This window comes from Primorskyibacter sedentarius (genome assembly GCF_004342065.1).
GTDB lineage: Bacteria > Pseudomonadota > Alphaproteobacteria > Rhodobacterales > Rhodobacteraceae > Primorskyibacter > Primorskyibacter sedentarius.
The window spans coordinates 85228-106109 of sequence record NZ_SLZU01000001.1; the positions used below are offsets into that span (position 1 = coordinate 85228).

Here is a 20882-nt window from a genome sequence, read left to right on the forward strand (position 1 = left end):
GGCCTGCAAGGGGCAGGCTGCCCACCGCGCAGAAGCCGTCAGGCCGATGCGACGATGCCTGCCCCTTGTTTTTCATCCGCGCCACGCGCAACCAGCAGCCGGTAGAGATGCCACGTGGCATGCCCCAGCAATGGCAGCACCAGCAGCAGCCCAAGAAAGGCCGGCACCATCGCCACGAATGTCAGCGCCGCGATGAACGCACCCCAGGCCAGCATCGGGACAGGGTTATGAAGAACGAGTTGAAAGCTGGTGATCATCGCGGTCACGAAGTCTATTTCCCGGTCAAGCAGCAGCGGCAAGGCAATAACCGTGATCATGTAGAGCAGCAGCGCAAAGCCCGCCCCCACCAGCGTGCCCACGCCCAGCATGGCAAGCCCGTTTCCGGTCAGGAAGACCTCCCCTGAGCTTGAAATATTCGTCATTGTGCTCAGCCCGAGGAAGAGCGCAAAGATCATGTGGGCCAGGAAGAACCAGAACAGGAATACCATGACGATGATGGCGCAGATTGACGGCAATTGCCGCGCCGATTGGCGCAGGATGACGCTGAAAATCTGCATCCAGTCCAGCGGGCGGCCCTGTTCCAGCCGTCGACTGACATCATAGAACCCGACCGCGGCGAAGGGGCCAAGCAGGGGAAAGGCGATGGTGGCGAGGACGAGCCAGAAGGTCGTTCCGGTCTGCCATGTCACCCATGTCATGACCAAGCCGCCCAGGACATAGACCCCGGCGAAGATCAGCGCGAAACCCGGCGCACGTTTCATATCGGCAAATCCGCGCCGCAGGGCCTCTTTCAACAGAGCAAAATCAACCGTGCCAAGGGGCGGGACTCCACGTTGTGGTGTTTCGGACATATCTCCTCCGTTCCGAACCCGCGCGGTTCCTAGGCTTATTGGAACGCCAAAGCATGCAACAATCAAGATGCGAATGAAGGTCGGCACGCAGCCCGGGTTAGCCAAGGGCGCGCGTCACCTCTCTTTCACCGGAGTGCTCTGTCAGCGACGCGCCCCAAAGGGCAGATCGGCGAGGGTCACTCGCCCTGCGCTTCGGAGCGGCTCTTGCCCGATACTTTCAGCGCCAGTGTCGCTGCCATGAACTGATCAAGGTCGCCGTCCAGAACCCCCTTGGTGTCTGAGGTCTCTACCTGCGTCCGCAGATCCTTCACCATCTGGTAGGGTTGCAGGACATAGGACCGGATCTGGTTGCCCCAGCCCGCATCGCCCTTGGCTTCATGCGCCTCGTTGATGGCAGCGTTCCGCCGGTCCAGCTCCATCTGGTAAAGCCGCGATTTCAATGCCTTCATCGCGATATCGCGGTTCTGGTGCTGCGACTTTTCAGAGCTTGTCACAACGATCCCGGTGGGAACATGGGTGATCCGCACGGCAGAGTCCGTGGTGTTGACGTGCTGGCCGCCGGCACCCGAAGATCGGTAGGTATCGATGCGGATATCCGACGGGTTCACCTCGATCTCGATATTGTCATCGACCACCGGATAGACCCAGACAGAGCTGAAAGACGTATGCCGTTTCGCGGCGGAATCGAAGGGCGAGATCCGGACCAGCCGGTGGACACCCGATTCCGATTTCAGCCAGCCATAGGCGTTGGGGCCGGAAATCTTGTAGGCGGCGGATTTGATACCGGCCTCGTCGCCAGAGGATTCCGACTGCAACTCCACCTTGTAGCCGTGTTTTTCTGCCCAGCGGACATACATGCGCGCCAGCATCGACGCCCAGTCGCAGGACTCTGTTCCGCCGGCACCTGCGTTGATCTCCAGGAAGGTGTCGTTGCCATCGGCCTCGCCGTCCAGCAGCGCCTCCAGCTCTTTCTGCGCGGCGCGGGTCTCAAGGCTCCGCAAGGCCTCTTCGGCATCCTTGACGACTTCCGCGTCGTCTTCCATCTCGCCAAGCTCGATCAGCTCGATATTGTCGCGCATTTCCTGCTGAATGGCGTTATGCGTGTCGAACGCATCTACCAGCATCTGACGCTCGCGCATCAACTTTTGCGCGGCATCCGGGTCATTCCACAGATCGGGATCCTCGACCCGGGCGTTGAATTCCTCGAGCCGATGCGGGGCGGTTTCCCAATCCATCCTCTGGCGCAGGAGTTCGAGCGATTTCTCGATCTTCTCGACGGTATTCTGAACGTCTGCGCGCATGAGGAGTCCTGCCTGTTCTTGTCAGATCTGCGTGATAGCAAGCGTAGCGGGCCGGGACAAGACGGCCCGATCAGGCCGCCCGCCAGAGCCGCGGGGCGGTTGCTGAATAGACGCCTCGCCTGCCCCCACCGGGATCAGTACAGACCGCCAGAGCTCATGGAACCGAAGGTCGCCTTCGGGCCGACGATGGCCTTCTTGCCGGTTGATGTCGTGACCTCGCGGGGCTTGCTGTCGGCCGCCGGGCGGATCAGGTCGAAATCAGACCCCATCGCAAACCCGCCATCAAGCTGGATACCGAAGAAGGGCTCTTCCCCCTCGCGGAAACATTCGGACACGACATTGTCGCCGCTTGCGCTGTCGGACAGGCGGGCACCGGTGAAGCGGTCGATCTTGATGAACTGACAGGCCGGGGGCACCTTGAATGGACCGCCGCCATATTTGGCCACTGCCTTCGTCATGAAGCGCTGGAACACCGGACCGCAGAAGCCACCGCCAGAGGCGCTGCGACCAAGGCTGCGCGGCTGGTCGTAGCCGATATAGCAGCCTGCCACGATGTTCGAGGTGAAGCCCACGAACCATACGTCCTTGGCATCGTTTGTCGTACCGGTCTTGCCCGCAGTCGGAACAGGCAGGTTGACCCGCCCCTTTGCCGTACCGCGCTTGACCACACCCTCCATCATGGAGGTCAGCTGATAGGCCGTGACCGGATCCATCACCCGTTCGCGGTTGGACACGATGCGTGGGCCAAGGTTGTTTGGAATGCCGGGATTGGCGCAATCCTCGCAGATGCGCTGGTCATGCCGGTAGAGCGTCTCACCATAGCGGTCCTGCACCCGGTCCACCAGGGTCGGTTCGACCCGCTCGCCGCCATTGGCAAACATCGCATAGGCCGCGACCATCTGGAACAGGGTCGTTTCCTGACTGCCAAGCGCGTTCGCAAGCACGTGGTTCAGCCTGTCATAGACGCCGAAGCGTTCGGCATAATCGGCAACAACACCCATTCCCACCTCTTGTGCAAGGCGGATGGTCATCAGGTTACGCGAGTTTTCGATCCCTGTGCGCAGCGGCGTGGGACCGTAAAACTTGTTGGACGAGTTTCTGGGCCGCCACACACCCTGTGGGGTGTTGATCTCGATCGGCGCGTCAACGACGATCGTCGCCGGGGTGTAGCCGGAATCAAGTGCCGCCGCGTAGACAAAAGGTTTGAAGCTGGAGCCCGGCTGCCGCTGCGCCTGGGTTGCACGGTTGAACACCGAATGCTGGTAGCTGAAGCCCCCCTGCATCGCCAGAACGCGCCCGGTATTGACGTCCATCGCCACGAAGCCGCCCTGCACTTCCGGTACCTGCCGCAAGGTCCAGCGGATGAAGTTGCCCGATCCGTCCTCGACCATCCGTCGGACATGGACCACATCACCGACCTCGAAATTGTCGAAGAAATTGCCCTTGAGCCAGGAGATATCCTTGCGCGGCACCACGAAGGGCTCGGCATCCGATTCCTGCACGCCTTCGATGCCGATACGCAGCCGCTGATCCTCGACAGCAAGAACGACGGCCGGATACCATTCTGTCTCCAGATCAATATCACGGGCGACCTTGACCTCGGACAGGGCGGCACGCCATGCTTCTTCGCTGCCCAGCTTGTCAGCGGGGATCTTCTTGCCCGTGCCGCGCCAGCGACCGATCCCGCGATCATACTGTTCCAGCTGCCTGCGCAGCGCATTCGCCGCTTCAACCTGCATTTCCGGGTCGAGCGTGGCGCGAATCGTCAGACCGCCCGAGAAGAATTCGCCTTCGCCGAAATCATCGGACAACTGCCTGCGAATTTCGTCGGTGAAATAGTCGCGTGGTGGCAGTTGCGCCCTGAAGTTTTCGAAGTCACCATTCTGGACAGAGCGCAGCGGCTGCGCCAATTCCTGCTCGTACACGGCAGACGTCAGATAGCCGTTTTCAAACATTTCCTTCAACACGAAGTTCCGGCGATCGGTCAGGCGTTCCTTGCGGCGCACCGGGTGGAAATCCGACGGAGCCTTGGGCAGAGAGGCCAGAAAGGCCGCCTCATGCGGTGCAAGCTCACTGAGCGCCTTGTTGAAATAGGTCTGGCTCGCCGCGGCCACGCCATAAGAATTCTCACCAAGATAGATCTCGTTCAGGTAGAGTTCGAGGATTTCTTCCTTCGTCAGCGTCGACTCCAACCGGGTGGCGAGCATGATCTCCTTGATCTTTCGCTCCAGCTGCCGGTCGCCGGACAGAAGGAAGTTTTTCATCACCTGCTGGGTAATGGTCGAGGCACCGCGAACGTTCTTACCGCGCGACTTCACAGCGTCATAGATCGCCGAAGCGATGCCGCGCGGGTCATAGCCCTGATGCTCGTAGAAAAGCTTGTCCTCGGCAGAGATGAAGGCCTGCTTGATCAGGACGGGGATCTCTTCGGCGGGCGCAAAGAGACGACGCTCTTCGGCGAATTCATCAATGATTCTGCCTTCGGTCGAGTAGATCCGGCTGATCGTGGGCGGGCGGTATTGCGCAAGGGATTCGTGGCTGGGAAGATCGCGCCCGTAAATCCAGAAAATCGCGCCCAAGCTTAGCGCGAGCATCATCAGCCCCAGCGTCAGAACGCTGAATATGGCACCGAAGAAGGATAGGATGAACCTGAGCACGCAACATATTCCTGTGTATTTGTGCGCTCTGTCTACACACAGTCCAGCACAGGGTCAAAACACATCAAGCTGATCATGCGCACGTTTCCACCCAAACTGGCGGCGCTCACCTGCGGCGCAGCCGTGACGTTGCGGCATCCTCGACGGCCCATGCCTGCAAACCGTCGCGAATGCCCGTTGCCATGCGCGTGCGCCAGCCCGGGTCGCGCAGCTTTCGCAGCTCTCCCGCCGTGGACAGAAAGGCCACTTCGATCAGAACGGAAGGGATGTCAGCGGCCTTGAGCACCGAGAACCCGGCCTGTCGCTGCGGGTGCTTGTAAACCTCGCCCACCGCGTTCCTGATGCCTTGGACAAGATGACCGGAAAGCGCCTTTGACCGGGGTGAATTGTCCAGCCGGGCAAGGTCCAGCAGGACGTTTGCCACCCGATCATCCGCCCCGGTGAGGTCCAGCCCCGAAAGAAGATCGTCACGATCATGACGTTCGGCCAGCGCCGCACTCGCCGCGTCAGAGGCTTTGTCGGACAGGGTATAGACCGACGCACCGCGCGCGACCCCCTCCTCCAGCGCATCCGCGTGCAGCGAGATGAAGACATCCGCCCCGATTTCATGCGCCTTGGCCACCCGCGCCTCCAGCGACACGAAGATATCGGCGTCCCGGGTCAGGAAGACCTCGAACCCCCCTGCCCGTTCGAGCATGTCCTTCACTTCGCGCGCAAGCGTCAGCATCAGACGCGCCTCGGTCGTGCCATCTGCCTCTGCACCGGGATCAAGCCCGCCGTGGCCGGGGTCTAGGACGATGCGCAGCGGCCCCTGGCCTGCCTGCACGCGATCTGCGGTGCTGGCGGTCGTGTCAGGCAGATCCCAGGCCGGATCGCGAAATGTCCCGACGCGCGAATCGAAATCCTCTTGCGACGCGTTTTCCAGCCGGATGCGCAGCCGCGCCCTGCCCGACCCCTCGTCGATTGCCATATCCGCTTGCGCCACAACCATCGGCCGGGCCAATTCGGCCACGAGACGGGACCAGCCCGGACGCAGCGGACCAAATCGCAGGGATTTCAGCCGTGCTGACCGGCTCAATGCTTCGGGGTCGATGCCTGCGGTATCAAGATCGCGAAAATCCAACACCAGACGGTTCGGCTGGCTCAAGGTGTAGACCTGATGCGGAACACCCCTGCTCAGCGACAGCTCAATGTCAGCCCCACCGAACATGCGGTCCTCGATCACGCTTGCCTCTGGGTCGAGCGTTGCAGGTTCTGCCTGCTCCTGCGCGAGCCCCATGCCTGAAAGCACTGCACATAGCAGCGCGACGCCCAAAATCCTCAATCCGCTCATCCGTCACTTTCCGTCCGGTTCAACCGGCATGATACACGCGCCGCGCGTGCCTTGCCCAGCATGGCCGCAGGTTTCCTGCAAACTCTTCATCCGCTGCGCCTGCGGTCACTCCCGGTCGCGCCCGGCCATGTAGCTTTGCAGGCGCGACAGCCCTTCGGCGATGTCGGCGGTCGAGCGTGCATAGGAAAACCGCAGCGTCGTCGCGCCGCGATCAGGATCAAAGTCGAGCCCCGGCGTCACCGCAACACCAGCACCTTCCAGAAGCTCTGCCGCGAAGGCCCGGCTGTCCGATGTCAGATGGGCGACATCCGCATAGATATAGAACGCCCCGTCCGGCGGCGCGATTCGGTCGAACCCGGCTTTCGGCAGGCCCTCCAGCATCAGTTGGCGGTTGGCGGCATAGACGGACAGATTGCCCTCCAGCTCATCCTCGCAATCCATCGCCGCCAAAGCCGCAACCTGCGAGGCGTGCGGCGCACAGATAAAGAGGTTCTGGGCCAGCCGTTCGACCTGCCGCACCAGCGCGGGCGGCACCACCATCCACCCGGCGCGCCAGCCGGTCATGCTGAAATACTTGGAAAACGAGTTGATCACGACCACATCGTCGGACAGTTCCAGCGCCGTCACCGCCTTCGCTTCATATTCGATGCCGTGATAGATCTCGTCCGAGATGAAGGCCGCGCCCTTCTCGGCACAAAGCCCCACCAGCGCGCCCATCTGTTCCCGGTTCAGCATCGTGCCGGTCGGATTGGCGGGCGAGGCAACCAGCAAACCGTCGAATTCCGCGCCGCGCAGCTCTGCCGGGACGGGTTGCAACCGGTTCTCGGGCGCTGTTTCGATCTCTACCGCCTCAAGATCCAGCGCGCGCAGGATCTGCCGGTAGGACGGGTATCCCGGCTTACCAAGCGCCACCCGGTCCCCGGCATCGAACAAAGCGGTGAAGGCCAAAAGGAAGGCGCCGGACGATCCGGGTGTGACCACGACCCGCGCAGGATCAAGATCGACATTGTACCAATCGCCGTAAAGCTGCGCGATCCGGGACCGAAGCGCAGGCAGCCCCAGCGCCACCGTGTACCCCAGCGCATCCTCTTCCAGTGCCGCAGCCAGCGCCTTGCGCGCGCCTTCGGGTGCAGGCGTTCCGGGCTGCCCGACTTCCATGTGAATAATGCTGCGCCCGGACGCCTCGGCCGCCCGCGCGGCCTCCATCACGTCCATCACAATGAAGGGATCGACCTCTCCACGCCTTGAGTTGTGCATTGCATCATTCCTAAACTCTCGGTCAGATGGCTTTATTCGAGCGAAACACCGGGGCGTCAATGCATCTGCTGAAAACTCTATGTCTTGCGATCGGCCTGATGGCCCTTGCCACTGTGCCAGCGCGGGCAGCATCCCTGATCCGGGACGCCGATATTGAATATGCCTTGGCGGAACTGGCTGACCCGATCCTGCGCGCCGCGGGGCTGAGCCCGGCACAGGTTCGCGTGCTGTTGGTCAACGACTCCTCGCTCAATGCTTTTGTGACGGATACGCAGCATATCTTCATTCACAGCGGCTTGCTGCTGAAACTCCAGAACGCGCGGTCGTTGCAGGCGGTAATCGCGCATGAGGCCGCACACATTATCAACGGGCACCTCACCAGCCGGGCGGGAAACATCGCCTCCGCGCGCACAGCGGCGGGGCTGGGGCTTGTGCTGGCAGCGGCAGCGGCGGCGGCTGGCGGCGGCAAGGCAGCGCCCGGCATTGCCATCGGGGCGCAATCCTCGGCTCTGCGCGTGTTTCTGGGCCACACGAGGGCCGAGGAAGCATCCGCCGATCAAAGCTCTGTCCGCTACATGGTCCGGGCCGGGGTGAACCCGCAAGGCGCCGTCGAGGTGCATGAGATGTTCAAAGGTCAGGAGGCGCTGAGCGTCAGCAGGCAGGATCCCTATATGCTGTCGCACCCGCTCAATCGCGACCGGATGCGCGCCATGCAAGGGTTTGTCGCCGCCTATGGCAAGGATCTGCCCGACAACAACGCCGCGAACTACTGGTTCGCGCGGGCGCAGGGGAAGCTGTCTGCCTTCACCCGCGCGCCCGGCTGGACACTGCGCCGCGCCAAGGACAGCGCGACACAGGACATCGCCCTGATGCGGCAGGCTGCGGCCTATCACCGCCAGTCCGACCTCAAGCGCGCGCTTGCCGCCATTGATGACGCGCTGAAACTGCGGCCGAAAGATCCGTTCTACATGGATCTCAAGGCGCAGATCCTGCTGGAAAGCCGTCAGGCGGGGGCTGCTGTCAGCGCCTATTCACAGGCTTCCAACCTGGCGCCGCGCAACGCATTGATCCTTGGCGGGTTGGGCCGCGCCCTGCTTGCCGCCGACCGGCCGCGCGACGCGCTGTCCGTGCTGGAAAAGGCCCGCGACCGGGACTTTCGCGATGCCCGCGTGCTGCGCGATCTTGCCGTGGCCTATGCCAAGACCGGCAGCAACGGGATGGCCTCTGTCGTCACGGCCGAACGCTATGCGCTTCAGGGGCGGATGAAAGATGCCGCATTGCATGCAGATCGCGCGATGGCGCTGTTGCCGAGCGGTTCCGGCCCGTGGCAACGCGCGCAGGATGTGCTATTGACCGCTGAACGCGCCGCCAGACGCTAGGCCCGGCCCCAGAGACACCGATCGGAGAACGAAATGAAACGACCCCTTGCTGCATCCGCCATCGCCCTCGCGATCGGGCTCGCCGCCCCGGCGCAGGCCTTTGACCTGACATCGATGACGGGCGCAGAACGTGACGCCTTCCGCAAGGAAGTGCGCGATTATCTCATGGAAAACCCCGAAATCATCATCGAGGCCGTCAACACGCTGGAGGCCCGCCAGGCCGAACAAGCTGCACTGGATGACCGCTCCATGGTCGAGGTGAACGCCAAGGCCCTGTTCGATGACGGTTTTTCCTGGGTGGGCGGCAATCCTGACGGCGACGTGACGCTGGTGGAATTCCTCGACTATCGCTGTGGCTACTGCCGCAAAGCGCATGAAGAGGTCAAGGAACTGGTCGAGAGCGACGGCAATATTCGCTACATCGTCAAAGAATTCCCGATTCTGGGGCAGGATTCGCTGACATCTTCCCGCTTTGCCATCGCCACGAAGCAGATCGCGGGCGACGAGGCCTATGCCTCGGTCTATGACACGCTGATGAATTTCAACGGAGAAGTGACAGAAACCGCCCTGCGCCGCATTGGTGACACGCTGGGGCTGGAGGTCGATCCAATCCTTGAACGCATGGACACTGACGAGGTCAACCAGGTGATTCAGCAGACGCGCGAATTGGCACAGCGGTTGCAGATCAACGGCACGCCCACTTTCGTGATGGAGGACGAGATGCTGCGCGGCTACGTCCCGCTGGACAGCATGCGACAGGTCGTGGGCGCTGTCCGCGAGAATGGCTGAAAAGCAACTCGCGGCATTTGCGGTTCTGCTGGGCCTGACGGGTCCGGCTGGCGCAGGGGAGCGTTTGTTTGACACGCACGCGAAACAAGACGCGCTTGGCGCGGAGTTGCGCGCGCTGTTCGCAGCAGAGCCCGGGATCATCGAAAACGCGTTGATCCCGCAGCCGACAGAAGACCCCTATGCCGATGAGAAAGCGGCGGACCTTGCTGCGATCACGTCGGAGGCCGCACGGCTGTTTGCGCCGGACGCCCCCGGTTTTGGGAACCCCGACGCTGCTGCCATCTGGGCCATTTTCGTGCGACCTGACTGTGGTGAATGCGCAGATGCCGTCAGGGGGCTGCAATCGCTCGTGCGGGTACATGATCTGCGCGTGTCGGTCTTTCTGCTGCCCACCGATCCCGCCGACACACGTCCGGGCTTGCTGAAAGCTGCCGCAACGCAGGGCGATGCTGCGGTTCTGAAAGTGCTGGACGGTGTGCTGCACGGCGGGGCCGAGGGTGCAGCCCCGCGCGGCTCCGACACCACGACCGGCGCGACCAATCAGGCAATGTTCGACCGTCTGGGGCTGGACACGACCCCTAGCTACGTGCTGCCCGACATGCTGATCCGGGGAGAGATGCCCGGCTTCGTGCTGGAGCGCTATATCGACAGATGAAACGCGCGAGCACACAGCCGGGCATCGCGCGTGGCTGATCTGGCCGGACGCTCACGCGCCTTTCACGGTGGATGCCAGGAAGGACGGCCGACCTCGCATGTTACCGGTGCATTCCTGCCGAAGGTTATTCCGCCGCTTGCGGCCCGGCCTCCACAGCCTCCAGCACTTTTGCACGGGCTTCGACCTGTTCAACGATATGATCGATCATTTCGGCATTCGAAAGCTTGTGGCTCTGCTTGCCTGCAAGATAGACCATCCCTGCTCCGTTCCCGCCACCGGTGAACCCCACATCGGTCATGAGCGCTTCCCCCGGACCGTTCACCACGCACCCGATGATCGACAGGCTCATCGGTGTCTTGATGTGCTCAAGTCGCTTCTCGAGCTCGGCAACCGTGGCAATGACGTCAAAGCCCTGACGCGCGCAGCTGGGGCAAGAGATGATATTCACGCCGCGATGGCGAAGGCCCAGAGATTTCAGGATCTCATAGCCGACTTTCACCTCTTCGACCGGATCGGCAGAGAGCGACACGCGGATCGTATCGCCGATGCCCATCCACAGCAGATTGCCCAGACCGATTGCGGATTTGATCGTACCGGAGACGAGGCCCCCTGCCTCGGTGATGCCAAGATGGATCGGCGCGTCGGTCGCTTCGGCAATGCCCTGATAGGCGGCGGCGGCCATGAACACATCGCTCGCCTTCGCGCTGATCTTGTAGTTCTGAAAATCGTTGTCCTCAAGGATGCGGATATGTTCGAGAGCCGATTCCACCATCGCATCGGGGCAAGGTTCCCCGTATTTCTCAAGCAGGTGTTTCTCAAGGCTGCCTGCGTTCACGCCAATGCGGATCGAGCAGCCATTGTCGCGCGCAGCGGCGATGACCTCTCTTACGCGGTCGGCGCTACCGATATTTCCGGGATTGATGCGCAGACAGGCCGCGCCTGCGATGGCGGATTCAATCCCGCGTTTATAGTGGAAATGGATATCCGCAACGATCGGCACGGAAACTTCGGGAATGATCTCGTGCAGGGCCTTTGACGATGCCTCGTCAGGGACAGAGATGCGCACGATGTCCGCCCCGGCCTCTGCTGCCGCCTGCACCTGGGCCACCGTGGCGGCGACATCCGAAGTGTCCGTATTCGTCATGGTCTGGACAGAGATCGGCGCATCGCCCCCAATGGCGACATCACCAACCATGATCTGACGGGACTTGCGACGGTAGATATTGCGCCACGGGCGGATATGGTTGAGGCTCATGTCACTTCTTTTCCGGATTGTGGACGGTCCTCGCGCCTACTTAATCCCCCGCCGACGGATTTGCCACCCTTGCGGGCGGCTGCGTCACTCGGACGTAGGTGATGGGGCGGCAACCTCGGCGGAATTGAGCTCTGCCACGACGCGGGCAAGGTCTTCATCCGCGGTGGGTTCCGCCAGGGCGTAGGTCTGGGTCAGGTGATCGACTGACAGCGCCAGTTTCGAGGTCACTGATCCACGCGGACCCGCCGGACCATAGGTCTGGCCGTTGACCGCAAAGTAGACGGCCCCGGATTCACCCACACGCAAGGTCGCAGGGTCCTGGGTCATGGGCACTTCGTAAGTGTCGCCGCCGTTCATGATGCCTTCGAATATGACTGAGCCGTCAGCCGCGCGCACCCGGACCCAAGCGGGCCGGACCGCGACCATGACAACGCCGGGCGCGGCATCCTCAAGCACTTTGGGCACAGTTGGGCCGACGACCGGGTCGGGCTCTGCAGTTGCGATCTGCACCTGCTCGCGCAGCGCGATTTCGTCCTTGTGAAGCTGATGCGCATAGGAGCCGACCGTGGACGGATCAAGCGTCGAGATCGGGGCATCGCGTGCAACCAGCACCGGAACGTCCAGCGCTTCCGGACGGTAGAGCCGATCCAGCGCTTCATTGCGCGGCGGGTCGAACACGCCTGCAACGACGATCCCATCCGGCACCTCGCTTTCACGCGGCGGGTTTGCGGCAGTGATCGGATCAAGATCCGACAGCACAACGGGGGTTTGTTCGACAGGAGCAAGCTGAACGCGCTGCACCTCTTGAAGAACGCTCCAGGCGCCGTAGCCGATGCCACTCACCAAGGCCAAAAGCACAAAGGTCGACCCGATAGCACGAGGTTCAATCTGCGACAGGACAGAATCGCCGACGGGGGCGAAAGGCATCGCGGGCTCTGTGAAGGGGTCCTTCCCGATGCGCGGCTCTTTCTCCACTTTCTTGATGCTGGAGGCACGATCGGACATGCCATGCGCAGTCACGAAACCGCTTTCGGCACAGAATGCCGCAAACGTCTCGTCGGGGTCCATGTTCAGGTAACGCGCATAAGAGCGCACATATCCTGCAATAAATCCGGGGGTGTCAAAGGCAGAAGGATCGCAATTCTCGATCGCGGCGATATAGCTTGCCTTGATCCGAAGCTCGCGCTGAACGTCCAGAAGAGATTTGCCGAGCGTCGCGCGTTCACCGCGCATGATATCACCCAGACGCAGCTCGAAGTCATCGAAACCGCGCGGACCCGTCTCTACCGGCTGTGGTTGCGGCGGTGCTTTCCGTCCGATCATGCCAGCTGCCCCAAACTCCACCTTACGTGGCTGTCTCAAAGAAATAGCGCGTCTCTGCTCGATTCGACTCGCGCGCTTTATTCAGGGCAGCGTAACATACCGCAAGTTAATTTGCATCGAAGAAGCCTTCAGGCACTCAGCTCGGCACGATTCAGCGCACAATGCGACCAAAGCGCATCCATCGCGGACACAAGCGCGTCCATCTCGCGCGGCCCGTGCACCGGCGACGGGGTGAAGCGCAAACGCTCTGTCCCGCGCGGAACGGTCGGGAAATTGATTGGCTGGACGTAGATCCCGTACCCTTCCAGCAGCATGTCCGACAGCTTTTTCGTATGGACAGGGTCGCCAACGATCACCGGCACGATGTGGCTTCCGTGATCGATGATTGGCAGCCCCATCGCCTTCAGCCGGGTCTTGAGGATCTTTGCCTGTGTCTGGTGCTTTTCACGCAGCTCCGGGTTCCGCTTGAGATGCGCAACAGAGGCGGCAGCCCCCGCGGCCACGGCGGGCGGCAGAGAGGTCGTGAAGATGAAGCCCGGCGCATAAGACCTTATGGCGTCACACATTTTATGAGACGCGGCAATATAGCCACCCATCACGCCATAGGCCTTGGCCAGCGTGCCGTTGATGATATCAAGCCGGTGCATCAGCCGGTCGCGCTCGGCCACCCCGGCCCCGCGCGGCCCGTACATACCCACCGCATGGACCTCGTCGATATAGGTCAAGGCGCCGAATTCGTCGGCAAGGTCGCAGATCTCTTCGATCGGACCAAAATCGCCATCCATGGAGTAAATCGATTCGAATGCGATCAGCTTTGGCACATCGGGATCATCGGCGGCCATAAGCTCGCGCAGATGTTCGACATCGTTGTGCCGGAAGATGCGTTTCGCCCCACCATTGCGACGCACGCCTTCGATCATGGAGGCGTGGTTCAGGGCGTCGGAATAGATGATAAGCCCCGGAAACAGCTTCGGCAGCGTTGATAACGTTGCGTCATTTGCGATGTAGGCAGAGGTGAACAGCAGCGCTGATTCTTTGCCATGCAGGTCCGCAAGCTCTGCTTCCAACGCCTTGTGGTAAACCGTCGTGCCGGAAATGTTCCGCGTCCCGCCAGACCCTGCACCGGTCGCATCCAGTGCCTCGTGCATCGCCGACAGAACAGCCGGATGCTGACCCATGCCCAGATAGTCGTTTCCGCACCAAACCGTTACCGGAGTTTCCGATCCATCAGGCTTGCGCCATGTGGCGTGGGGGAACTGGCCGTTCTTTCGTTCGATGTCGATGAAGGTTCGGTAACGGCCCTCATCGTGCAGGCGGGTAAGGGCTTCGTCTAGCTTCGCGGTGTAGTCCACCGGCTCCTCCTTCATTCATCGCTGGCGCAGTCAGCGTCATGGCTTGCAGAGAGGCTCCGCATTCAATTTAACGAATGGATATAGATCGCGCGCCCATCTGACAACCTTTTCGCCCATGACCCGGTGTCGCAGCCTTGATCTAAATCAAGCATTTTGTGGATCAGGGCGAAGGCAAGGTTTCCTATACTGTCGAACGTTCTCCAATCGTGGTATGATCCTCGGGCATTTTGACGACATCCATTTCATTTTAGAACCGGGACTTTCCGGTTATTCCACAAGGACTTTTCATATGTCCCAAATTCTTGCTCACCCGTTGACCGCGACCATTCTGGTGATAGGCGCCGCACTTGGATATGCGGTTGCCACTGCCGGTATGAAAGCGTCTTCCGACGGTTTCATGATAGCCGGTATCCTGCTGGGAGTTATCGGTTTTTCTGCCGCTTTCCTGTCCGAAATCGTGCTGCTGCGCCGCGCGGATCTGTCGGTGATCTACATCATCATCGTCGCGGCCGAGACATTGATGGTGCTCGCTTATGCTGGCTGGATCGGCGAAGGGCTGAACCTTCGGCAAGGCTTTGGCGCAGCACTCGTTCTCAGCGGGTTGGTCGCTATTTCGCTCTGACGCTCTGGACAGTGGGCATGCCGCTGATACGTTGCGGCAAAATTACACCAGAACGGAGCGAAGCCCATGTCCCTTGATGATGTCCTGGCCCGCATTGACGCCGATCTCGATGCCGCCACGGGCCGCCTGCTAGATTTGCTGCGAATCCCGTCGATCTCGACCGATCCGGCCTACAAGGCCGACTGCGACCGCGCAGCAGACTGGCTTGTGGCCGATCTTGCCTCTATCGGGGTGAAGGCTGAAAAGCGCGCCACACCGGGCCACCCGATGGTTGTGGGGCATGTCGAGGGCGACGGGCCGCATGTGCTGTTCTACGGCCATTACGATGTGCAGCCGGTAGATCCGCTGAACCTATGGGACCGCGACCCGTTCGATCCTGCCATCGAGGAAACGCCCGCTGGCAAGGTGATCCGGGGCCGCGGCGCGTCGGATGACAAGGGCCAGTTGATGACCTTCGTCGAGGCCTGCCGCGCCTACCGCGACGTGAACGGAAAGATGCCCTGCCGCATCACCTTCTTTTTTGAAGGCGAAGAGGAATCCGGCTCTCCCAGCCTCGTGCCCTTCATGAAAGAGAATGCGGACGAGCTGAAAGCTGACGTGGCCCTCATCTGCGATACCGGTCTCTTTCAGTCCAAAACACCCTCTATCGTGACCATGCTGCGCGGGCTTCTGGGCGAAGAGGTCACCATCACCGGCCCCGACAAGGACCTGCATTCCGGCATGTATGGCGGTGCCGCGATCAACCCTGTCCGGGTGTTGGCGCGTATCATCTCGGGGCTGCACGACGAGAATGGCCGTGTCACCGTGCCGGACTTCTATGACGGTGTTCCGGACCTTCCGGACGAGATCATGGAACAGTGGCGTGGGCTCAACTTCGACCATGCGGGTTTTCTTGGGGATGTTGGCCTGTCACACCCGGCAGGCGAGCAGGATCGCAGCGCGCTGGAGATGATCTGGTCGCGCCCGACCTGCGAAGTCAACGGCATCATCGGCGGCTATACCGGGGACGGGTTCAAGACGGTGCTGCCGTCGCAGGCCTCTGCCAAGATCAGTTTCCGTCTGGTCGGCACGCAGGACCCGCATGCCATCCGCAAGAATTTCCGCGCCTATGTTCAGTCGCAGTTGCCCGCAGATTGCACGGCTGATTTCCACGAACACGGTGCCTCGCCCGCCTCGCAGATGTCCACTGACCATCCGGCGTTCGAGGCTGCGCGCGGCGCATTGTCCGATGAATGGCCCGAGGATGCTGCCTATACCGGTTGTGGCGGATCAATTCCCATCGCGGGCTATTTCAAACAGATCCTTGGGATGGACGCGATGCTGATCGGGTTTGCCAAGGACAATGACCAGATCCACTCGCCGAACGAGAAATACGACATGGAGAGCTTTCACAAGGGCACGCGCAGCTGGGCGCGGATTCTTGATGCGATTGCCCGCAAGGGGTAACCGGCAGTTGCTGGGGGCGCCACGGCGCCCCCTCTGTCCATTGGCGACGCGCCCTCAGATCACGCCGTTGAACCGTTCCGGTAGCTGGTACTGCGTATCGTATTCAGGCCGGTCGAATTGCCAGTAGCCCGTCTCGCCCCGCTGTTTCCACGTCCGGTGCATGCGTTTGCGCACCCAGTCCAGATCAAAGCCCTCCTGCATCGGAAGCCTCGCAAAAGCCTCGAACACGGCGCGATCCTCGCCGCGGGCTTCGGCGAACCAATGCCGCCCGATCGAGGCTTCCTGCACGCTCGCCCCCGTCTGTGCCGTCACATCGTTACGGGCGTTCATCGTGGCCACGTAGTTGCTGAAATCGCAGAATTTCAAATGCAGAAGGTAAAGCGGTTCGGGCGTGAAGAGCTTGCTGGCCTGCGTGAAATGCCCGCCCCGCGCAATCTTGGTGCCCAGACTGACGACGCACGGTTTTGAATAATGCGGGGCCAGCCGGACGTGGCGGCGCGGCCCGATGATCCGATCCGTCACAGGCTCTTCCTCGACATCGATCCGGTGGATCACCTCAAGACCCACCGGCGTCAGCACGCGCCGGATTGGTTGGTCTTCGAGGAAGGCCAGCAGCCCCTGCCCCGCTGCCGGATCGACAATGACCAGTTCGTCGACATCCCCAACGATGACGTGATCGTAATAGCTGCGCAGCCCGTGGACCAGATTGTTGAGCAGCCGCCACCGCTTCATGTCGAAGTTCTTGTGAGGGTTCCCGGGGATGCCGATGACGTTGCATCCCGCTGCGAGCTCTGCCACCTCGGTCCCGCGCCCGTGATTGACGATGTAGCAGTTTTCCCGCCCAAGCGTTTCTCCGTAATGGCGCAACCACGCCTTCAGGAAGAACGCGTCGTCGCGGACCATTGTCACTGCGGCTGCCACTGTCTGCATTTTCGCTCTGCCCTGCGCTGACTGCCCGAAAGGGGCGTTCTTTTTGCCAAAGCTAACGGATCGTGTCGCATAAGAGAATCGCAAATTCCCTTTGGCCCCGCTATCTTGGCGCAAACGAACAAGGCGCGTGTAAAACGGGGCGAGTGGCAGTGATCGACGACAGTTTTCGGCAGATAGGCTGGCAGACCATCGGCGCAGGCGCGCCCATCACACGCTATCAGGTGTTTGGCGAGCGGTCCTCGGGCACGAATTTCGTCAAGCGGCTGATCGGGCGAAACACCGGCCTGACCCCGATGGAAGAGCTGGGCTGGAAACACGGCTTTCCGCATATGACAGCCATTCCGCGCGACGTCGCCGTGATCTGTGTTGTGCGGAACGCCGAAGATTGGGTGCAATCGATGTTCTCCAAACCCTGGCATTGCCCCCCGGCGATGCAGGAGATGCCCTTTTCTGACTTCATCCGCGCCGAATGGGACACGATCGCCGACCGCCCGCGCTATTTCCCCCAAATCGAAACGCTTGGCGGTGCGGGTGCCCCGCTACAGCTTGACCGGCACCCGCTGACCGGGCGGCGCTTTTCCAACATCTTCGACCTTCGTCAGCATAAACTCCTGGGCCTACTTGGTTTTGCGATGCGCGATTGCTGCGTGACCTTCGTCCGGCTGGAAGCGGCACAGGCCGCGCCCGAGAGCTTTCTGCAGGATTTGAGCGATGGCCTGCGAATACCTGCCCCGCACAGCCCCTTCCGGCCTGTCGTCAAACGGCTTGGCTCCCGCTTCAAACCTTCGGTCCCCAGTCGGCGGGATCTTCCGGCGACGATCAGCACCGAGGATCGCAGCTTCATGCGCGCCAGCCTCGATCTCAGGACAGAGGCGGCACTGGGATACGATTACGCCTAGCTCACGGGTCAAGCCCGGCGCGTCAGGCCCGTTTTTCCAGCAGCAATTTCGCCGCCAGACCGATCAGCACAGTGCCGGTTGCGGCATCAAGGATACGCGGGACCACCGGGCCTTGCAGGGCGCGTGCGAAAGGGCGCGTGGCAAGCGTCAGCCCGCCGAACCAAAGAAGGCTCATCCCGACATGCATCGCGGCCAGCAACATGGTGAACCCTGCGACCGGGGCGCCTGCGGGCACGAATTGAGGCAGGAAGCTCACGTAAAACACCCCGATCTTGGGGTTGAGCAGGTTCGTGAGGAACCCGCGCAGGAACCAGTTGGGAACGCGGTCGATCCGGCGCGCTTTCACCGCAGCGGGTTTCCGCGCCGCCCATAGCATCTGGCCACCCAGCCAGATCAGGTAGATCGCTCCCGCCACCTGCACAACCCGATAGGCCAGTTCCGATACGGCAATCAGCGCCCCCAGCCCAAGCGCCACGGCCAATCCCCAGACCATCAGGCCAGTGACGATCCCAAAACTCGCCATCAGGGCGCGCTTCGCCCCCTCGACAGTCGCCGTACGCAGGACCAGCGCAGTGTCCAGCCCCGGCGTCACCGTCACCAGCGCTGCCGCGGCAGCAAAGCCCAGAAGTGCCGTCGTGAAATCCATAGTCGCACCCATCACCAGATCGCCGCTCCGCATGTCAAAATATGCCGGAACGATGGCGCGAGTTAACAGGATTGCGACGCTGGGGAAAGCGGCAAAATCTGCCGGGAGTATGGATAAATGAAGGGCGGAATGCAGGCGCGTGGCCGGGCTTCGGCACCTTTCTTCTGCAGTCCCCGTTACGTGGGCGCTCTGCACCGGTCTGACCCCGATCGAACCGTCCGCCCGCCCGGATATCAAGCCAGTCACCAATGAATTGATGCGGATCAAATCGCTTGGCCTGCGATGCCCCTATACCTGCGCAAAGAATGTGACGTTTACAAAGGGTCCTGAAATGCCGAACGCCCCCACCCTTGGCAACAAGCAACCAAAACCGAAAGCGGTCGGGAAACAGCCCCACCTGCCGACCTTTGCACCACAGCGAAGTTCCTCGGTCCCTGGTCACCCGGGCTTTGAAGAGGCCTTGGACAAGACCCTGAAGGCGGCACAATCGCGGTATACAGGCGGGCTGTCCCCCATCGCGCTTGGCACGGCATGGTCGGATTGGGCTTTGCATCTCTCCTCGGCTCCCGGCAAGCAGCTTCAACTTGCGCGAAAGGCGATGGACAAATCGGCGCGGCTGTCGCGATATGCGGCCTCCTGCGCGACGCATGGTGTGACGGAACGGTGCATCACCCCGCTCCCGCAGGACCGTCGCTTCAGGGACGCCGCATGGCAGAAATGGCCGTTCAACCTGATCCATCAGGCGTTTCTGCTCAATCAGCAATGGTGGTACAATGCTACCACGGATGTCGAAGGCGTCACCCAGCAGCATGAAAACGTTGTGTCCTTCGCGGCGCGCCAGATCCTGGACGTCTTCTCGCCGACGAATTTCATCGCAACGAACCCCGAAGTGCTGGCGAAAACGGCTGCGACGGGCGGAATGAACCTCGTCAACGGCTGGATGAATTTCATCGAGGATGCCTCTAGACAGGCCAATGGCGACAAACCCGTCGGGGCGGAAGCCTTCGAGGTCGGCGTAAATCTTGCCGTGTCACCCGGCAAGGTCGTCTTCCGCAACCGACTGATCGAACTTATCCAATACGCGCCCACCACCAACACCGTCCGCCCGGAGCCGATCCTGATCGTGCCGGCCTGGATCATGAAATACTACATTCTGGACCTCAGCGCGCAGAATTCGCTGGTGAAATACCTGACCTCACAGGGGTTCACGGTGTTCATGATTTCGTGGAAGAACCCCGACGCCGATGACCGCGATCTGGGGATGGAGGAGTACCGCACCCTTGGCGTGATGGAAGCGGTCGATGCCACGAGCACAATCTGCGGCGCGGACCAGTTGCACGCGATCGGCTATTGTCTGGGCGGAACGCTGCTGTCCATTGCCGCGGCCAAGATGGCCCGGGACGAGGACGACCGGATCAAGACGCTCACACTGCTGGCCACACAGACAGATTTCACCGAAGCGGGAGAACTGACGCTCTTCATCAATGACAGCCAGCTGACCTATCTGGAGGACATGATGTGGGACAAGGGTTACCTTGACGCCAAGCAGATGGCGGGCGCGTTTCAGCTCTTGCGGTCGAATGACCTGATCTGGTCGCGGATGGTGCATGATTACCTGATTGGCGAACGGACCCCGATGATCGACCTGATGGCGTGGAACGCGGATGCCACGCGGATGCCATACCGGATGCATTCGGAATATCTGCGACGGCTCTTTCTGAACAACGATCTGGCAGAGGGTCGGTATTTCGTGGACGACCGGCCCATCGTGATCTCTGACATTCGCTCGCCGGTCTTCCTGGTGGGGACAGTACATGATCACGTCGCGCCTTGGAAATCGGTCTATAAATTCAACCTGCTCAGCGATACGGAGGTGACCTTCGTGCTGACAAGCGGCGGGCATAATGCCGGGATCGTTTCCGAACCGGGCCATCCACATCGTCATTTCCGTCAGGACACCGCGCATCTAAGCGCGACCTACACCGATCCCGACACATGGTATGACCAGACGCCACCCCAAGACGGATCCTGGTGGCCGGCCCTTGCGGAATGGCTTTCCCAAAAATCGGCAAAGCCTGTCGCGCCGCCGAAGATGGGCGCAAAGTCCAAAGGGCTCGCACCGCTTTGCGACGCGCCGGGCACATATGTCTTTCAACAGTAGCGCGTCCCGGCCAGCACAGTCAGGAT

The 20882-nt window shown here is 61.3% G+C and carries 17 protein-coding genes; 7 read left to right on the top strand and 10 right to left on the bottom strand.

What is annotated here, in order from left to right:
* Nucleotides 1-38: 38 nt before the first annotated feature.
* The 5 genes from EDD52_RS00430 to EDD52_RS00450 form a co-directional block, all read right to left on the bottom strand.
* On the bottom strand, nt 39-851 hold the full coding sequence (locus EDD52_RS00430) for a DUF2189 domain-containing protein (protein WP_132241057.1): 813 nt from the start codon (nt 849-851) through the stop codon (nt 39-41).
* A 176-nt stretch (nt 852-1027) separates the two neighbouring features.
* Nucleotides 1028-2152, bottom strand: a complete 1125-nt coding sequence (gene prfB / locus EDD52_RS00435) for a peptide chain release factor 2 (protein WP_132241058.1) — start codon at nt 2150-2152, stop codon at nt 1028-1030.
* A gap of 134 nt (nt 2153-2286) precedes the next feature.
* Nucleotides 2287-4809, bottom strand: a complete 2523-nt coding sequence (locus EDD52_RS00440; protein WP_132241059.1) for a penicillin-binding protein 1A — start codon at nt 4807-4809, stop codon at nt 2287-2289.
* A gap of 106 nt (nt 4810-4915) precedes the next feature.
* Nucleotides 4916-6142 carry an N-acetylmuramoyl-L-alanine amidase gene (locus tag EDD52_RS00445; protein WP_132241060.1) on the bottom strand — a complete coding sequence of 409 codons (1227 nt, stop codon included), beginning with the start codon at nt 6140-6142 and terminating at the stop codon, nt 4916-4918.
* A gap of 105 nt (nt 6143-6247) precedes the next feature.
* The gene (locus EDD52_RS00450; protein WP_132241061.1) at nt 6248-7399 is read right to left on the bottom strand and encodes a pyridoxal phosphate-dependent aminotransferase; all 1152 of its coding nucleotides are present in this window, start codon (nt 7397-7399) and stop codon (nt 6248-6250) included.
* Between the two features lie 59 nt (nt 7400-7458).
* Here EDD52_RS00450 and EDD52_RS00455 point away from each other — a divergent pair, with 59 nt between their 5' ends.
* The 3 genes from EDD52_RS00455 to EDD52_RS00465 are packed head-to-tail and all read left to right on the top strand — an operon-like array spanning nt 7459 to nt 10222.
* Entirely contained in the window at nt 7459-8778 is a 1320-nt protein-coding gene (locus EDD52_RS00455; protein ID WP_132241062.1) for a M48 family metalloprotease, read from the top strand.
* Between the two features lie 33 nt (nt 8779-8811).
* Nucleotides 8812-9567, top strand: a complete 756-nt coding sequence (locus tag EDD52_RS00460; RefSeq protein ID WP_132241063.1) for a DsbA family protein — start codon at nt 8812-8814, stop codon at nt 9565-9567.
* Nucleotides 9560-10222, top strand: coding sequence for a thioredoxin domain-containing protein (locus EDD52_RS00465; protein ID WP_132241064.1), 663 nt, complete (start codon nt 9560-9562; stop codon nt 10220-10222). Before EDD52_RS00460 ends, EDD52_RS00465 begins: the two co-directional genes overlap by 8 nt.
* Nucleotides 10223-10346: 124 nt before the next feature.
* On the opposite strand, the gene ispG is transcribed toward EDD52_RS00465, so the two are convergent.
* The 3 genes from ispG to hemA form a co-directional block, all read right to left on the bottom strand.
* A complete protein-coding gene (gene ispG / locus EDD52_RS00470; protein ID WP_132241065.1) occupies nt 10347-11477 on the bottom strand; it encodes a flavodoxin-dependent (E)-4-hydroxy-3-methylbut-2-enyl-diphosphate synthase in 1131 nt (376 codons plus the stop codon).
* Nucleotides 11478-11561: 84 nt separating this feature from the next.
* Nucleotides 11562-12800: a helix-turn-helix domain-containing protein gene (locus tag EDD52_RS00475; protein ID WP_132241066.1), complete on the bottom strand. Its 1239-nt coding sequence runs from the start codon at nt 12798-12800 to the stop codon at nt 11562-11564.
* Between the two features lie 128 nt (nt 12801-12928).
* Complete coding sequence (hemA, locus tag EDD52_RS00480; protein WP_132241067.1) at nt 12929-14152, bottom strand: 5-aminolevulinate synthase; 1224 nt, start codon at nt 14150-14152, stop codon at nt 12929-12931.
* Between the two features lie 289 nt (nt 14153-14441).
* Between hemA and EDD52_RS00485 the strand changes: the two genes are divergently transcribed.
* Both EDD52_RS00485 and EDD52_RS00490 read left to right on the top strand, forming a co-directional pair.
* The gene (locus EDD52_RS00485; RefSeq protein WP_132241068.1) at nt 14442-14774 is read left to right on the top strand and encodes a 5-aminolevulinate synthase; all 333 of its coding nucleotides are present in this window, start codon (nt 14442-14444) and stop codon (nt 14772-14774) included.
* A gap of 66 nt (nt 14775-14840) precedes the next feature.
* Nucleotides 14841-16220 carry a M20/M25/M40 family metallo-hydrolase gene (locus EDD52_RS00490; protein ID WP_132241069.1) on the top strand — a complete coding sequence of 460 codons (1380 nt, stop codon included), beginning with the start codon at nt 14841-14843 and terminating at the stop codon, nt 16218-16220.
* 54 nt (nt 16221-16274) lie between these two features.
* Here the strand turns inward: EDD52_RS00490 and EDD52_RS00495 are convergent, their stop codons facing one another.
* A complete protein-coding gene (locus EDD52_RS00495) occupies nt 16275-17150 on the bottom strand; it encodes a glycosyltransferase family 2 protein (RefSeq protein ID WP_132241070.1) in 876 nt (291 codons plus the stop codon).
* A 149-nt stretch (nt 17151-17299) separates the two neighbouring features.
* Here EDD52_RS00495 and EDD52_RS00500 point away from each other — a divergent pair, with 149 nt between their 5' ends.
* Complete coding sequence (locus tag EDD52_RS00500; protein ID WP_132241966.1) at nt 17300-18049, top strand: hypothetical protein; 750 nt, start codon at nt 17300-17302, stop codon at nt 18047-18049.
* A 22-nt stretch (nt 18050-18071) separates the two neighbouring features.
* Here EDD52_RS00500 and EDD52_RS00505 read toward each other — a convergent pair whose 3' ends face one another.
* Nucleotides 18072-18695, bottom strand: coding sequence for a LysE family translocator (locus tag EDD52_RS00505; protein ID WP_132241071.1), 624 nt, complete (start codon nt 18693-18695; stop codon nt 18072-18074).
* 460 nt (nt 18696-19155) lie between these two features.
* Between EDD52_RS00505 and EDD52_RS00510 the strand changes: the two genes are divergently transcribed.
* Nucleotides 19156-20856, top strand: a complete 1701-nt coding sequence (locus EDD52_RS00510) for a PHA/PHB synthase family protein (RefSeq protein WP_481374235.1) — start codon at nt 19156-19158, stop codon at nt 20854-20856.
* Nucleotides 20857-20882: the final 26 nt, after the last annotated feature.

Excerpts from the sequence above, each read along its gene's own strand:
- EDD52_RS00430 (WP_132241057.1), bottom strand. The coding sequence starts at position 851 with ATGTCCGAAACACCACAACGTGGAGTCCCGCCCCTTGGCACGGTTGAT.
- prfB (WP_132241058.1), bottom strand. The coding sequence starts at position 2,152 with ATGCGCGCAGACGTTCAGAATACCGTCGAGAAGATCGAGAAATCGCTC.
- EDD52_RS00445 (WP_132241060.1), bottom strand. The coding sequence starts at position 6,142 with ATGAGCGGATTGAGGATTTTGGGCGTCGCGCTGCTATGTGCAGTGCTT.
- EDD52_RS00450 (WP_132241061.1), bottom strand. The coding sequence starts at position 7,399 with ATGCACAACTCAAGGCGTGGAGAGGTCGATCCCTTCATTGTGATGGAC.
- EDD52_RS00455 (WP_132241062.1), top strand. The coding sequence starts at position 7,459 with ATGCATCTGCTGAAAACTCTATGTCTTGCGATCGGCCTGATGGCCCTT.
- EDD52_RS00460 (WP_132241063.1), top strand. The coding sequence starts at position 8,812 with ATGAAACGACCCCTTGCTGCATCCGCCATCGCCCTCGCGATCGGGCTC.
- EDD52_RS00465 (WP_132241064.1), top strand. The coding sequence starts at position 9,560 with ATGGCTGAAAAGCAACTCGCGGCATTTGCGGTTCTGCTGGGCCTGACG.
- ispG (WP_132241065.1), bottom strand. The coding sequence starts at position 11,477 with ATGAGCCTCAACCATATCCGCCCGTGGCGCAATATCTACCGTCGCAAG.
- EDD52_RS00475 (WP_132241066.1), bottom strand. The coding sequence starts at position 12,800 with ATGATCGGACGGAAAGCACCGCCGCAACCACAGCCGGTAGAGACGGGT.
- EDD52_RS00485 (WP_132241068.1), top strand. The coding sequence starts at position 14,442 with ATGTCCCAAATTCTTGCTCACCCGTTGACCGCGACCATTCTGGTGATA.
- EDD52_RS00490 (WP_132241069.1), top strand. The coding sequence starts at position 14,841 with ATGTCCCTTGATGATGTCCTGGCCCGCATTGACGCCGATCTCGATGCC.
- EDD52_RS00495 (WP_132241070.1), bottom strand. The coding sequence starts at position 17,150 with ATGCAGACAGTGGCAGCCGCAGTGACAATGGTCCGCGACGACGCGTTC.
- EDD52_RS00505 (WP_132241071.1), bottom strand. The coding sequence starts at position 18,695 with ATGGATTTCACGACGGCACTTCTGGGCTTTGCTGCCGCGGCAGCGCTG.